General features: G+C 38.6%; 11 protein-coding genes. All 11 read left to right on the top strand.

Going from position 1 to position 15,289, the window contains the following annotated elements; translation table 11 throughout:
• Window positions 1-22: 22 nt before the first annotated feature.
• Entirely contained in the window at window positions 23-571 is a 549-nt protein-coding gene (hpf, locus tag H3R21_RS02675; protein ID WP_122034706.1) for a ribosome hibernation-promoting factor, HPF/YfiA family, read from the top strand.
• A 130-nt stretch (window positions 572-701) separates the two neighbouring features.
• Complete coding sequence (gene secA, locus H3R21_RS02670; RefSeq protein WP_198182801.1) at window positions 702-3,101, top strand: preprotein translocase subunit SecA; 2,400 nt, start codon at window positions 702-704, stop codon at window positions 3,099-3,101.
• A gap of 71 nt (window positions 3,102-3,172) precedes the next feature.
• Window positions 3,173-4,289, top strand: a protein-coding gene (gene prfB, locus H3R21_RS02665) for a peptide chain release factor 2 (protein ID WP_198182799.1) whose coding sequence is annotated in 2 segments (ribosomal slippage) — window positions 3,173-3,244 and window positions 3,246-4,289 — 1,116 coding nt in all. Because the reading frame shifts where the segments join, the coding sequence is not laid out codon by codon here.
• Window positions 4,290-4,297: 8 nt separating this feature from the next.
• The gene (locus tag H3R21_RS02660; protein WP_046306483.1) at window positions 4,298-4,582 is read left to right on the top strand and encodes a hypothetical protein; all 285 of its coding nucleotides are present in this window, start codon (window positions 4,298-4,300) and stop codon (window positions 4,580-4,582) included.
• 17 nt (window positions 4,583-4,599) lie between these two features.
• Window positions 4,600-5,562, top strand: a complete 963-nt coding sequence (gene hprK / locus H3R21_RS02655) for an HPr(Ser) kinase/phosphatase (RefSeq protein WP_074425575.1) — start codon at window positions 4,600-4,602, stop codon at window positions 5,560-5,562.
• Complete coding sequence (lgt, locus tag H3R21_RS02650; protein ID WP_122034715.1) at window positions 5,559-6,395, top strand: prolipoprotein diacylglyceryl transferase; 837 nt, start codon at window positions 5,559-5,561, stop codon at window positions 6,393-6,395. The genes hprK and lgt overlap by 4 nt, the downstream gene beginning before the upstream one ends.
• 31 nt (window positions 6,396-6,426) lie before the next feature.
• Window positions 6,427-7,446, top strand: coding sequence for an NAD(P)H-dependent glycerol-3-phosphate dehydrogenase (locus H3R21_RS02645; RefSeq protein WP_198182797.1), 1,020 nt, complete (start codon window positions 6,427-6,429; stop codon window positions 7,444-7,446).
• 57 nt (window positions 7,447-7,503) lie between these two features.
• Window positions 7,504-8,433, top strand: a complete 930-nt coding sequence (trxB, locus tag H3R21_RS02640) for a thioredoxin-disulfide reductase (protein WP_198182795.1) — start codon at window positions 7,504-7,506, stop codon at window positions 8,431-8,433.
• Between the two features lie 132 nt (window positions 8,434-8,565).
• Window positions 8,566-10,290, top strand: a complete 1,725-nt coding sequence (locus H3R21_RS02635) for a phospho-sugar mutase (protein ID WP_198182793.1) — start codon at window positions 8,566-8,568, stop codon at window positions 10,288-10,290.
• Window positions 10,291-10,389: 99 nt separating this feature from the next.
• Window positions 10,390-12,432, top strand: a complete 2,043-nt coding sequence (gene uvrB, locus H3R21_RS02630) for an excinuclease ABC subunit UvrB (protein ID WP_198182791.1) — start codon at window positions 10,390-10,392, stop codon at window positions 12,430-12,432.
• Complete coding sequence (uvrA, locus tag H3R21_RS02625) at window positions 12,422-15,274, top strand: excinuclease ABC subunit UvrA (protein ID WP_198182788.1); 2,853 nt, start codon at window positions 12,422-12,424, stop codon at window positions 15,272-15,274. Before uvrB ends, uvrA begins: the two co-directional genes overlap by 11 nt.
• Window positions 15,275-15,289: the final 15 nt, after the last annotated feature.

Genomic DNA, 15,289 nt, shown 5'->3' with positions numbered 1-15,289 from the left:
GCAGTTGAAAGGAGAATCTCATATGTTAAAGTATAATGTTCGTGGTGAAAATATCGAAGTAACCGATGCTCTAAGAAGCTACGTTGAAAAACGTTTGAAGAAACTAGAAAAATATTTTGACTTGAACCAAGATATTATTGCGCACGTCAATCTAAAGGTGTATCGTGATCGTACTGCCAAAGTTGAGGTTACTATTCCACTTCCATACTTAGTATTGAGAGCAGAAGAAACAACTGATGATATGTATCGTAGCATCGACTTTGTTTCTGAAAAACTTGAAAGACAAATTAGAAAATATAAGACACGCGTAAATCGTAAGACCCGTGAAAAGGGAATTGGTGATTTCTTTGTTGAGGGTGCTGAAGAAGAGGCACAAGAAAAAGAAACAAAAGAATTTACTATTGTTCGAAACAAGCAAATTGGTTTAAAGCCAATGAGTCCAGAAGAAGCAATTTTGCAAATGAACATGTTGGAACACGATTTCTTCGTTTTCCAAGATGCTGAAACAAATGGTACTAGTGTTGTTTACCGTAGGAATGATGGTCGTTACGGCTTAATTGAAACTAAATAAATAAGTGCTGTTCTAAGACTGGACCTCACATTTAGTGTGAGGTCTTTGTTTTGTTTATTTTTCATTTAGGGCTAATCATGGTAAAATTATGATGTGTTTTTATACTTAAGTACATATAAGGATCGATTAAATGGGTAATATTTTAAAGAAAATATACAATGGTGATAAAAGAGAACTAAAGAAATTCGAGAAATTAGCTAAGCGCGTAGAAAGTTATGCTGATGAATATAGTAAACTTTCTGATGAGCAACTACAGGCTAAGACACCAGAATTTCGTGAACGCTTGAAAAATGGTGAAACATTGGATTCACTTTTGCCTGAAGCTTTCGCAGTTTCTCGTGAAGGTGCTAAGCGTGTTCTGGGATTATACCCATTTCACGTTCAAATTTTGGGTGGTATTTCACTACACTACGGTAACATCTCTGAGATGATGACAGGTGAAGGTAAGACTTTAACTGCTACAATGCCAGTTTATTTGAATGCACTGACAGGTAAAGGTGTTCACGTTGTCACGGTTAACGAATATTTGTCGAGTCGTGACGAAGAAGAAATGGGCCAATTATATAGATGGTTAGGCCTAACTGTTGGTTTGAACCTTAACGCAATGTCTCCTGATGAAAAACGGGAAGCATATGAGTGCGATATTACTTATTCAACTAACTCAGAATTAGGTTTTGATTACTTGCGTGACAACATGGTTGTTTATAAAGAACAAATGGTTCAGCGTGAACTTAACTATGCCATTCTTGATGAGGTTGACTCAATCTTAATCGATGAAGCAAGAACTCCTTTGATTATCTCTGGTGAAGCTGAACAAGCTAATGGCGACTATATTCGTGCAGATCGTTTTGTCAAAACTCTTAAAGAAGATAAGAGTGATGATGACGTTGATGATGAAGAGGACCATGGCGATTACAAGATTGACTGGCCAACTAAGACCATTTCTTTAACTAGAACTGGTATTCAAAAGGCTTGTGACCACTTTGGCTTGAGAAACTTATACGATGTTGAAAATCAAAAGCTTGTTCACCACATTGATCAAGCTTTACGTGCAAATTACATCATGCTTAAGGACATCGATTACGTTGTTCAAGAAGGTGAAGTTCTGATTGTTGACTCATTCACTGGTCGTGTGATGAAGGGACGTCGCTATTCAGACGGTTTGCACCAAGCAATTGAAGCGAAGGAAAATGTTAAGATTCAAGAAGAATCTAAGACACAAGCAACGATTACTTACCAAAACTTCTTCAGAATGTACAAAAAGCTTGCCGGAATGACTGGTACTGCCAAAACTGAAGAAGAAGAGTTCCGTGAAATTTACAATATGCAAGTTATTGCAATTCCAACTAACCGTCCGGTAATTAGAAAAGACCGTCCAGATGTTTTGTATCCTAACTTGGATTCGAAATATGCTGCGGTAGTAGACGAGATTAAAGAGCGTCACGCAAATGGACAACCAGTTTTAGTTGGTACGGTTGCGGTTGAAAGTTCTGAAAGATTAAGTGAGTTGCTTGATAGAGAGAATATCCCTCACGCAGTTTTGAACGCTAAAAACCACGCTAAAGAAGCACAAATTATCATGAATGCGGGTCAACGCGGTGCTGTAACGATTGCCACTAACATGGCTGGTCGTGGTACTGATATTAAATTAGGACCTGGCGTTAAAGAAATTGGCGGTTTGGCAGTTATTGGTACAGAGCGTCATGAATCACGTAGAATTGATAACCAGCTTCGTGGGCGTTCAGGTCGTCAGGGTGACCCTGGTGAAACTCGTTTTTACCTATCACTTGAAGACGATTTGATGAAACGTTTCGGTGGTGAACGAGTTAAGGACTTTTTGGATCGTTTGTCAGATAATGATGATGATAAAGTCATCGAAAATAGATTTATTACTCGTCAAATTGAATCTGCTCAAAAACGAGTAGAGGGTAATAACTATGATACGCGTAAGCAGACCTTGCAATATGACGACGTGATGCGTATTCAGCGTGAAATCATTTATGGTGAACGGATGCAAGTCATCGGTGAAGAAGATTCACTTAAGGATGTTTTAGTTCCAATGATTCGTCGCACTATTAACAGTCAAGTTGACATGTTCACACAAGGTGATCGAAGCAAATGGCGGATAGATTCTCTTCGTGACTTCATTAGTTCTAGTCTTCTATCTGAAGATGAAACAGATGCAATCGACTTTAAGACAATTACAGTTCCTGAATTAAAAGAGAAATTGTATGATGAAGTTGAAAAGAACTATAACGAAAAAGCTGATGTTTTGGCTGATCCTTCACAAATGTTGGAATTTGAAAAAGTGGTTATTCTACGTGTGGTAGATGATCGTTGGACAGATCATATTGACGCAATGGATCAATTACGCCAATCAATTAGTCTTCGTGGCTATGGACAACTTAATCCGCTAGTTGAATACCAGGATTCCGGTTACAACATGTTTGAAGAAATGGTTTCAAATATTGAATTTGATGTAACTCGTTTATTCATGAAGGCTGAAATCAGACAAAATCTTAGTCGTTAAAAATTAAGATTAAAGAGAAAGCGGCTATGCTTTCTCTTTTTTGTATTAAACCTAATTTAGGAGAGAAATTAATGGAAATTAGTGACATCCAAAATCAATTAGACGAGTTAAAAAAGCGGTTAGACCACTTTAGGGGGTCTCTTTGACTTAGAGACAATTGACGAAAGCATTATTGTTAATGAAAGTAAGATGCAGGAACCCTCGTTTTGGGATGATCAAGAAAAAGCACAAATTTTAATTAGTGAAAATAATCTATTAAAGGAAAAGCGTGACTCTTTTTTAAGTCTGCAGGAAAACTATCAAAATGCAATGACAGCTTTAGAACTTTTACGTGAGGAGCCGGATCAAGAACTGCAAAAAGAGGTTGAAGCAGATTTAGCCAAGTTACAAGAAGAATTTCATAACTATGAAATGGATCTGTTACTGTCTGGCAAATATGATAATCACAATGCTTTGCTAGAAATTCATCCAGGCGCTGGTGGTACAGAGGCAATGGATTGGGGACAAATGCTGCTGAGAATGTACCAACGATATGCAGATAGCAGAAACTTTAAGTTTGAAATTAACAACTATGAGCCAGGTGAAGAAGCAGGACTGAAAAGTGTTAGCGTTCGAATAAGTGGAAAAAATGCTTACGGCTTATTGAAATCAGAAAATGGGGTTCATCGTTTAGTACGAATTTCACCGTTTGATTCAGCAAAAAGGCGTCACACCTCGTTTGCTTCGGTTGAAGTCATTCCGGAAATTGATGATAGTATCAAAATTGATATTAACCCGAAAGATTTAAGAATTGATGTTTATCGTTCTAGTGGTGCTGGTGGACAACACATTAACAAAACTTCCAGTGCAGTGCGAATTACCCACTTACCAACTGGTTTTGTGACCACATCACAGGCACAACGGTCACAGCTTCAGAACCGTGAAACGGCAATGAATGAATTACGGGCCAAGCTTTTTCATTTAGAAGAGGAAAAGAAACGCCAGCATAAACAAGAACTCAAGGGTGATCAAATGGAAAACGGCTGGGGCTCACAAATTAGGTCTTATGTTTTTCATCCTTATAATTTAGTTAAAGATTTGCGTACAGGCTATGAAACTTCTGATACAAGTGGTGTAATGGATGGAAAGTTACAGCCATTTGTCTATGCATATTTGCAATGGTTACTTAGTCAAGATAATCCGGAGTAGGTGGAAAAATGAGTTTTTGGGGAATTATTGGAATTGTTTTATTAGCAGTTATCATTCTAAGTGCGATATTTGCTTTCTTTCACATTTTATTTATGCTGTTACCAGCTGTTTTGGTAATTGCAGCTATTCTCTGGCTGATTAACCACTTCACCAAGAAAGACGATGATCAGCGACCAAGTAGTTTTGGTGAACGACCAGATTTTTCTGAGAAAAACAATTGGTATTCTAATTCGAATGAGCGGCCCAAACGGAAAAAAGTGCGTAATGTTCACACTAAGGATGTTGACAAATAACTGAAAGGCAATTTTAAATGGTAAACGCTGTTAAATTAAAAAATTTAGTTCGAGATAACAAAATTGCATATGTTGTCCAAGGACAGCAATACATTGATGATAAGGAAATAATGGTCTCTGATATTTACCGTCCAGGACTTGAATTAACTGGTTATTTCGATTTTTATCCCAAAGAGCGAATTCAGCTTTTAGGTAGAACTGAGATATCTTATGCGGCTAGGCTAGATCACGAGAGCTTGGTCAATGTTTTTAAACGGCTATGTACGCCGCAAACGCCGTGTTTCTTTGTTTCGCGTTCTTTGCCTGTGCCAAAAGAACTTAAGGAAGCAGCAGAGGACGCTAAGATTCCAATTTTGTCTTCAACTGAGTCAACAACCTATGTTTCAAGTCGACTAACGGAATATTTGCGTGAACGCTTGGCCGTTAGAGATACCGTTCATGGTGTTTTAGTTGAAGTAAAAGGAATGGGCATTTTGCTAACAGGAGATTCTGGGGTCGGAAAGTCAGAAACTGCTCTTGGTTTGATTCATCGGGGCCACAGGCTAATTGCTGATGATCGTGTCGATGTTTACCAACGTGATGTTGAAACAGTAATGGGTGAAGCACCGCAAATCTTAAAGCACTTGATGGAAATTCGTGGCATCGGCATTATTGATGTAATGGATTTGTTTGGTGTCGGTGCAGTGAAAAATCGCGAGGTAATTCAGCTTGTAATCAAACTGGTGAATTGGAATGAAAAGGCTAATTATGATCGGTTAGGGTTCGAAGAAAGTAAACGTGAAATTTGTAATGTTGAAATTCCCCAGATTACTATTCCGGTCAAAGTTGGTCGCAGTATGGAAGATATCATTGAAATTGCCGCAATGAATTTTAGAGCAAAAAGAATGGGTTATAATGCCACGACTACTTTTGACAATAATTTGACTAGTCTGATTGCTGAAAACTCTAAAGATGACTCAACAAAGGGTGAAAGTAAATGAAGTTAGTGATTAGTCCTGACGCCTTTGTAATTGGTAACTTTAGTGTAAAATGGTACGGCGTTATCATGGCCGTTGCAATCATTTTGGCGGTTTCAATGGCAATTGTTGAAGGTAGAAAGCGCCAAATCGAAAGTGAGGACTTTCTTGACCTATTGTTATGGGTAGTTCCACTTGGTTATGTTGGAGCTCGAATCTATTATGTGATTTTTGAATGGAGTTATTATTCGAAGCATCCTGATCAGATTATTGCAATTTGGAATGGTGGCATTGCAATCTATGGTGGTTTAATTGCTGGCTTGGTTGTTTTACTAATATTTTCTTATCGAAGAATGTTACCGCCATTTTTAATGCTAGATGTAATTACACCAGGGGTTATGGCAGCGCAAATTCTTGGGCGTTGGGGTAACTTCTTCAATCAAGAAGCTCACGGTGGACCAACAACTTTACATTTTTTGCAGAGCTTGCATTTGCCAGATTTTATCATTAATCAAATGAAGATTGGCGGTACTTATTATCAGCCGACATTTTTGTATGAATCATTTTTTAACCTCATCGGGTTAATTCTGATTCTGGTATTAAGACACAGAAAGCACTTGTTTAAACAAGGTGAGGTCTTTATGCTGTACCTTGGTTGGTATTCTATCGTGCGCTTTTTTGTCGAAGGATTGCGTACAGATAGTTTATATTTAACAAGTGGAATAAGAATTTCCCAGTTATTAAGTTTGATTTTGTTTATTGCTGTAATTGCTTTATTCATATATCGAAGAAAAGTCGTCAAACCTAAATGGTATCTTGACGGTAGTGGGTTAAAATTCCCGTATTCAAGAGATTAGTAAAAATATAAATAGAAAGATTGGAAAAACAATGACAAAAATCGCAGTTTTAGGAGCAGGTTCATGGGGAACAGTTCTAGGTTCGATGCTTGCTGACAAAGGTAATGAAATCGTACTTTACGGTAATAATGAAGAAGTTAACCAAGAAATTAACGAGCATCATACCAACGAGCTTTACATGAAAAACTGGAGTGTTAATGAAACAGCTACAGCCACAGGTGACTTAAACAAAGCACTTGATGGCGCTGAAGTCATTCTTTTTGTGTTGCCAACGCAAGCAATTAGGATTGTTGCCAAGCAAGTTGGTCAAATTTTGACTGAAACTGGTCGCAAGCCATTAATTGTAACTGCAACTAAGGGAATTGAACCAGGGACTAAGAAATTAATTTCAGAGATTCTTACCGAAGAAATCTATCCTAATGACACTGATAAAATTGTGGCAATTTCAGGTCCAAGCCACGCCGAAAGTGTTGCTCAAAAAGATCTCACTGCTATTTCTTGTGCATCAACAAGTAAAGCAAACGCCGAAAGCGTACAGGAAATGTTTTCAAATGACTATTTTCGTTTATACACTAATAGCGATTTAGTTGGTGTTGAAGTCGCGGGTGCAGTTAAAAATGTAATTGCAATTGCTGCAGGAATTTTGGTTGGTAAGCATTATGGTGATGATGCTAAAGCAGCTCTAATGACCAGGGGTCTTGCTGAAATCACTAGACTTGGCGTTAACTACTTTGGTGCTGATCCAATGACTTTTAGTGGTTTATCTGGTATCGGTGATTTAATCGTTACTTGTACTTCAGTTAATTCACGTAATTGGCGTTGTGGTAAACAACTTGGTGAAGGCAAGAGCCTTGATTATGTTTTGCAAAATATGGGACAAGTTGTTGAAGGTGCCACAACCGTGAAGGCAGTGCATGAATTATGCCAAGAAAAACAAATTGATATGCCAATCAGTGAAGCAATTTATCGTGTACTATATGAAAACTCTAATGTTGACGCTGAAATTACCAAAATGATGGGAAGAAGTCCAAAGCAAGAAATTAGACTTTAATCGGCTTTAGATGTAAGATTTACTTACGAAAAATAAGAGTATAGTTAAGGTATAATTATGACAAAAAAATATGATGTAATTGTAATTGGTGCTGGTCCAGGCGGACTAACTGCAGCACTGTATGCTTCGCGAGCTAACCTTTCGGTTTTAATCTTGGACCGCGGTTTATATGGTGGTCAAATGAATAATACCGATGCAATTGACAACTATCCGGGTTTTACTGAAATTAAGGGACCAGAGTTGGGCGAGAAAATGTATAATTCAGTAATGAAATTTGGTTCCGAATTTGAATATGGTGATGTTCAATCAGTAACTATAGACGGTGACAATAAGGTTGTTAAGACTGACACTGGCGAATATAGTGCTCCTGCATTGATTATTGCAACAGGTGCTGATCATCGGCACTTGAACGTACCAGGAGAAGAAGAATATTCCGGTAAGGGAGTGTCTTATTGTGCTGTTTGTGATGCTGCATTTTTCAAGGATGAAGACATTGCAGTAATCGGTGGTGGCGATTCAGCGATTGAAGAAGGAATTTATTTGGCTCAGAGTGCTAAATCAGTGACTGTTATTCACCGTCGGGATCAGTTACGGGCTCAGCCAACTTTACAAAAACGTGCTTTTGCCAATGATAAAATCAATTTCATTTGGAATGGGATAACTGAATCAATCGATGGCGATGGCCAACGCGTAACAGGTGTTACATACAAGGACAAAGAAACTGGTGAAGAAAAGCAATTGGCTACTCGTGGTGTCTTCATTTACGTTGGTGTGATTCCTCAAACCGCTCCTTTTAAAGAGCTTGGAATAACCGATGAGCAGGGCTGGATTCCAACAGATGATCACATGAGAACTAAGGCTGATGGTATTTTTGCCTTAGGTGATGTTCGAGCAAAGGATTTGCGCCAGATTGCTAATGCTGTTGGTGACGGTAGTATAGCTGGTCAAGCTGCTTACAATTATCTACAAGATTTAAATGATAAATAAAAATATGAAAGGATTCATAAAAAATGGATTCTTTTTTTATTATTGCGGATAGCTAAGTTGATAAATGCTAGAATAGAAATTATGAAAACGAATTAGCCATTTAAAAACAAGAAAAAGAGGTTTAGTGCTGTAATGAACGCTAAAGAAATATTTCAAGTTTGGCAAAAAGCGCCTAATATGCCCGATTACTTAAAGAGACAACTAGAACAGTTGGGACAAGATCCTAAATGGATTGAAGATGCTTTTGGTCAAGAAATTAATTTTGGAACTGCCGGTATGAGAGGCCGACTTGAACCTGGAATTAATCGGATAAACCTGTTTACAATTGGCTGGGTAACAGAAGGGCTAGCAAGATTAATTGATGAAAAAGGTTCTGAGGCGCAAAAACGTGGCGTAGTCATTTCTTTTGATTCAAGATATCATTCACGTGACTTTGCTGAACATGCGGCTCGGGTGCTTGGAGCCCATGGTATTCAGGTCTACCTTTTCGATGATTTGCGGCCAACGCCGGAATTGTCTTATGCAGTCCGTTATCTCCATACATTTGCCGGTATTAACATCACCGCTTCGCATAATGCCAAGCAATATAACGGCTATAAAGTATACGGTGAAGATGGTGCCCAAATGGGACCAGACGATGCTGACCGTGTTTTTGACTATGCACAAAAGATAACAGACATTTTTCAAATTAAGACTGCTGAAGTTCAGGAATTACGTGCAAATGGAACTTTGAAGTTAATTGGTGAAGATCTTGATGAAGCCTATTTAGCTGAATTAAAAACAGTTAATGTCGATAAAAAGCAAATTAAGCAGAATGCAGATCAATTAAAAATTGTCTATACACCACTTCACGGTACAGGTAAGATGCTTTATGAGCGTGCCTTTAACCAAAACGGGTTCGTCAATGTTTACCCTGTAGCAAGTCAATCGATTATTGATCCTGAATTTCCAACAACTAAGAAGCCTAATCCTGAGTATCGTGATGTTTTTGATCCAGGAATTGAACTTGCCAACCAAGTAAATGCTGACTTGATTATTGCGACGGATCCGGATGCAGACCGAATGGGAGCTTGTGTAAGGACAAAAGATGGCGAATTCCAGGTTCTGACTGGTAATCAAATTGCCACTTTGATGATCTATTATCTTTTAGTTAACTTAAAAGACAATCATCAACTAGCAAGTGACTATGAATTAATCACTTCAATTGTTTCAAGTAGTATGCCACTGAAAATTGCACAAGACTTTGGAATTAGAACCAAAACAGTGTTAACCGGCTTTAAATTTATCGGCGAAGAAATTGACCGAATGAACAAGGAGCACGATGGCCGTTTCCTAATGGGCTTTGAAGAAAGCTATGGTTACTTATTTAAACCATTTGCACGCGATAAGGATGCAATGCAGGGCGCAATTATGTTTGCAGAGGTTGCCTCGTACTATGCTTCTCGTCAAATGACTGTTTTGGATGGCTTAAACGAGATCTGGCAAAAGTATGGCACATCATATGAAATCACACGTGCAATTGAAATGCCTGGCATCGGTGGACAAAAGAAAATGACGCAATTAATGGCTAAATTGCGTGAAAGTCAGTTAACCGAGATAAATGGGGTAAGGGTTTCTAAAATTGAAGACTACTTATTGCAGAAACAATTTAATGGAGAGCAAAAACAACCATTTACTGACTTGCCTAAGTCCAATGTATTGAAGTACTATCTTGCCGATGAAACTTGGCTTGCTCTAAGACCATCAGGCACTGAGCCAGTTATTAAAGCATACGTTGGGGTTAACAAGCCTGACATTAAACAAGCTGAAGCGGCAGCGCAAGGCTATCAAGAAGCTTTAGCACAACTTTTAAAATAAGAACAAAAGACGTGCGAAAATACGTTCGAGGTAGTAGAATAGAATAAACGAAATAAAAGTTGGACTTTTTGGTCCAATTTTTTTATGAGGAGCCTATCTATGATTAAACGACAAGATAAACGAAAATTTGAGCTTGTCTCAAAGTTTAAACCTGCAGGAGATCAAGAGCAGGCAATTAATAAATTAACTGACGGCTTTAAAAAAGGTTATAAGGAACAAATTCTTGAAGGAGCTACTGGTACAGGTAAAACCTTCACGATGGCTAACGTTATTGCCAATTTGAACAAGCCGACATTAGTAATTTCACATAATAAAACTTTGGTTGGTCAGTTGTATGGCGAGTTTAAGGAGTTTTTCCCTAACAATGCAGTTGACTACTTTGTTTCGTACTATGACTACTACCAACCTGAAGCTTATGTACCCCAGTCAGATACCTATATTGAAAAAGACTCATCAATCAATGACGAAATTGATCAGTTGCGTCACCAAGCTACCAGTGATTTGATGGAGCGAAACGATGTGATTGTCGTAGCATCTGTTTCTTGTATTTACGGTTTGGGTGATCCAAAAGAGTATTCTGCAAGTGTGATTACTGTTCATGAAGGAGACGACTATGGACGTAATACTTTGCTGCGCAATCTTGTAAATATTCAGTATGATCGAAATGATATTGACTTCCAGCGCGGACGCTTTAGAGTACGCGGAGATGTTGTTGAAGTCTTTCCAGCTGGTAACTCAAGTCATGCTTACCGAATTGAATTCTTTGGAGATGAAATTGACCGAATCGTTGAAATTGATTCGTTAACAGGTGAGGTAATTGGTGAGCGTGAGAGTATTTCACTCTTTCCAGCTACGCACTTCATGACTAATGAAGAACAAATGCGAAGAGCGCTTAAAGCTATTTCACAAGAAATGAAACTTCAAGTTAAGAAGTTTGAGGGAGAGGGTAAGCTCCTTGAAGCAGAAAGAATTAAGCAGCGTACCACTTTTGACATGGAAATGATGGGCGAAGTTGGTTATACCAGTGGAATTGAAAACTATTCTAGACATATGGAAAATCGAAAAGAGGGCGAGCCACCTTATACTTTACTTGATTTCTTCCCAGATGACTTTTTAATTCTAATTGATGAGTCCCACGCCACGATGCCTGAAATTCGGGCAATGTATAATGGTGACCGCAATCGAAAGAAAACGTTAATTGATTACGGCTTTAGATTACCATCTGCATTGGATAACCGGCCTTTAAAAATTGATGAGTTTGAAAAGCACGTAAATCAAATTATGTACGTTTCTGCTACACCTGGTGATTATGAACTCGAGCGTACTGATCACAAGGTTGAGCAGATTATCCGACCAACAGGATTGTTGGATCCGAAGATTGAAGTCCGACCGGTTGAAGGTCAAATTGATGATTTGGTCGGTGAAATTAATAAGCGAATTGAGCGTAATGAACGTGTCTTTATCACTACATTAACTAAGAAAATGGCAGAAGACTTGACCGATTATCTAAAGGACTTAGGGATTAAGGTTCAATATCTGCACTCTGATGTAAAGACACTTGAAAGAATGCAAATACTGCGTGACTTACGAATGGGCAAGTATGATGTGCTAATTGGAATTAACCTTCTTCGTGAAGGTATCGATGTTCCTGAAGTTTCATTAGTCGCGATTCTTGATGCCGATAAAGAAGGCTTTTTACGAGCTTACCGCCCACTTGTTCAAACAATGGGACGTGCATCGCGTAATTCTAATGGTGAAGTAATTATGTATGCCGACACAATCACGGATTCTATGCGGGAAGCAATTGAGGCAACGCAGAGAAGACGTAAATTGCAAATCAAGTTTAACGAAGAACACGGTATCACACCAAAGACAATCGTTAAGCCGATTAGAGACGTGATTTCTGCTACCAAGGCTGTTGATGAAGTTGCTGAGACTGATAGCTTTGCTGATCTTAACTTTGATGAACTAACTGTTAAACAGAAGAAGACGATGATTAAAGATCTTCGTCAGCAAATGCAAGAAGCCGCTAAGAAACTTGATTTCGAAGGTGCCGCAACATTGCGTGACGCAATCATGGAGCTTGAAAGTTCAACAAGAAAACCAATTGAGAAAAAGGGAAAAACACTAAATGGCAAATGATAAGATTGTAATTCGCGGGGCACGTGAACACAATTTAAAAGATATTAATTTAACAATTCCAAAAGATAAAATGGTGGTAATCACTGGTTTATCGGGTTCTGGTAAGAGCTCGCTTGCCTTTGATACACTGTACGCTGAAGGTCGTAGACGTTATGTTCAATCATTGTCTAGCTATGCTCGTCAATTTTTAGGTCAAATGGACAAACCGGATGTTGATTCAATTGATGGCTTAAATCCGGCAATTTCAATTGATCAGAGAACTACCTCGCACAATCCTCGTTCAACGGTTGGTACAGTTACTGAAATCAATGACTACTTGCGTTTACTATGGGCTAGAGTTGGTCATCCAATCTGTCCGAATGATGGAACGTTAATTGAAAGACAATCCGTTGAGCAGATGGTTGATCGAATTTTAGCATTGCCTGAAAGGACTAAAATTCAGCTACTCGCACCTGTAATCAGATCTAAGCGTGGCGCTCACAAGGAAGTATTTAAAAGGGTTCAACGTGCTGGTTATGTGCGTGTGATTGTTGATGGCGAGATGCATGATATCAGTGAGGATTTTGATTTAGACAAAAATAAACGCCACACCATTGATATTGTCGTTGACCGGTTGGTAGTCAAAGAAGGTATCAAATCACGTCTTTTTGATTCAGTGGAAGCTGTGCTAAGGCTGTCAGAAGGATACATGGATGTTGATATTATTGATGGTGAGACACTAAACTTTTCTGAGTTCTATGCTTGTCCTAAATGTGGTTTTACAGTAGGCGAAATGGAACCACGTTTGTTCTCCTTCAATGCACCGTTTGGCGCTTGTCCAGATTGTGATGGATTGGGAGTGAAGCGTTCAGTTGATGAAGACTTAGTTGTTCCTGATAAAAGTAAGACACTAGCTGAAGGGGCAATTGTTCCTTGGAAGACTTCAAATTACTATGGTGGGATGCTTCAACAAGCATGTGACGCATTAAAGATTCCAATGGATAAGCCATATAGTAAATTGACCAAAAATCAAAGAGAAATCTTGATGCATGGCTCTAAGAAAGAAATTTCTTTTCATTTATCTGGTGAATTTGGCGTGAAGAACACCACCGCACCATTTGAAGGCGTAATGGAAAACGTTGAAAGACGCTACATGAATCCAATGTCCAAATTTATGCGCGATGTCATGGGTAAATACATGACAGAATTAACGTGTTCAACTTGTCACGGCAAGCGCCTTAACCAAAAAGCTTTAGCAGTTAAAGTTATGGGAAAAGATATTTCGGAAGCATCTGAAATGTCGATTACTAAGGCTTTAGAATTCTTCAATAACATTAAATTAAATGAACAAGAAACAATTATTGCTAAGCCAATCCTTAAGGAAGTACGCGATCGACTATCCTTCTTGAATAGTGTTGGCTTGGATTATTTAACGTTATCTCGTTCCGCCAACACTCTGTCTGGTGGGGAAGCTCAAAGAATTAGATTAGCTACACAAATTGGCTCAAACTTATCTGGTGTAATGTATGTTCTAGATGAACCATCGATTGGGTTGCATCAACGTGATAATGATCGCTTGATTTCTGCACTAAAGCGAATGCGTGACCTAGGTAACTCGTTGATTGTAGTTGAACACGATGATGAGACAATGCGCCAAGCCGACTACCTCGTTGATATGGGTCCTGGTGCTGGTAGTTATGGTGGTGAAGTAACGGCTGCCGGAACTCCAGAAGAAGTTGAAGCTAATCCAAAATCACTTACAGGACAATATTTGTCTGGTAAAAAATTTGTGCCAGTTCCATTAGAAAGACGGAAGGGTAATGGGAAAAAGATCACCATTACCGGTGCCGAAGAGAACAATTTGAAAAATCTTAAGGTTGAGTTTCCACTTGGTAAGCTAATTGTTGTCACTGGTGTGTCAGGTTCTGGTAAATCAACTTTAGTTAATATGATTTTAAAACGCGTATTAGCGCAAAAATTGAATCGTAATCAGACTAAACCAGGTAAATATAAGAGTATTTCTGGCTATAAAAATATCGAAAAAATAGTTGATATTGATCAGAGTCCAATTGGTAGAACACCTCGAAGTAACCCAGCTACTTATACTAGTGTTTTTGATGATATTAGAGCATTATTTGCTCAAACTAATGAGTCAAAATTACGTGGCTATACCAAAGCTCGCTTTTCATTCAACGTCAAAGGCGGCCGGTGTGAGGCTTGTCGCGGTGACGGTATAATTAAAATTGAAATGAACTTTTTGCCAGATGTTTATGTACCTTGTGAGGTATGCCACGGCAATCGTTACAATTCAGAAACCCTTGAAGTTACATATCGTAAGAAGAATATTGCCCAGGTTCTTGATATGACCATTAGCGAAGCTTGTGACTTTTTCAAAAATATTCCGAAAATTGCCCGTAAGTTGCAAACAATCGTCGATGTAGGTTTGGGTTACGTTAAATTAGGGCAGTCTGCTACTACTTTATCTGGTGGAGAGGCGCAAAGAATGAAGTTGGCAGCGGAGTTGCAAAAAATTTCGACTGGTAAGAACTTTTATATTCTAGATGAGCCAACAACTGGTCTTCATACTGATGATATTAAGCGTCTGCTTGAAGTCATGCAGAGGCTGGTTGATCAAGGTAACACAGTATTAATTATTGAGCATAACCTTGATGTGATTAAAAACGCTGATTGGCTAATTGACCTTGGTCCTGATGGTGGTGAAGGTGGAGGCACAATTGTTGCAACTGGTACCCCTGAAGATGTCGCTAAAGTAAAAGAAAGCTATACTGGACAATACCTTGCCCCTGTTCTTAAAAGAGACACTGCGCTGACTAAAGAAGCAGCGAAAAAAGCAAAGAAATAGTATTTATTTAAATAC

Origin of the sequence: Lactobacillus sp. W8172 (genome assembly GCF_016102055.1) — a bacterium.
GTDB classification, from domain to species: Bacteria; Bacillota; Bacilli; order Lactobacillales; family Lactobacillaceae; genus Lactobacillus; species Lactobacillus apis_A.
Note: the sequence above shows the minus strand (reverse complement) of the source record. Positions and strands in the feature narration are given on the sequence as shown.

Excerpts from the sequence above, each read along its gene's own strand:
- trxB (WP_198182795.1), top strand. The coding sequence starts at position 7,504 with ATGACAAAAAAATATGATGTAATTGTAATTGGTGCTGGTCCAGGCGGA.
- H3R21_RS02645 (WP_198182797.1), top strand. The coding sequence starts at position 6,427 with ATGACAAAAATCGCAGTTTTAGGAGCAGGTTCATGGGGAACAGTTCTA.
- lgt (WP_122034715.1), top strand. The coding sequence starts at position 5,559 with ATGAAGTTAGTGATTAGTCCTGACGCCTTTGTAATTGGTAACTTTAGT.
- uvrB (WP_198182791.1), top strand. The coding sequence starts at position 10,390 with ATGATTAAACGACAAGATAAACGAAAATTTGAGCTTGTCTCAAAGTTT.
- secA (WP_198182801.1), top strand. The coding sequence starts at position 702 with ATGGGTAATATTTTAAAGAAAATATACAATGGTGATAAAAGAGAACTA.
- hprK (WP_074425575.1), top strand. The coding sequence starts at position 4,600 with ATGGTAAACGCTGTTAAATTAAAAAATTTAGTTCGAGATAACAAAATT.
- uvrA (WP_198182788.1), top strand. The coding sequence starts at position 12,422 with ATGGCAAATGATAAGATTGTAATTCGCGGGGCACGTGAACACAATTTA.
- H3R21_RS02635 (WP_198182793.1), top strand. The coding sequence starts at position 8,566 with ATGAACGCTAAAGAAATATTTCAAGTTTGGCAAAAAGCGCCTAATATG.
- H3R21_RS02660 (WP_046306483.1), top strand. The coding sequence starts at position 4,298 with ATGAGTTTTTGGGGAATTATTGGAATTGTTTTATTAGCAGTTATCATT.
- hpf (WP_122034706.1), top strand. The coding sequence starts at position 23 with ATGTTAAAGTATAATGTTCGTGGTGAAAATATCGAAGTAACCGATGCT.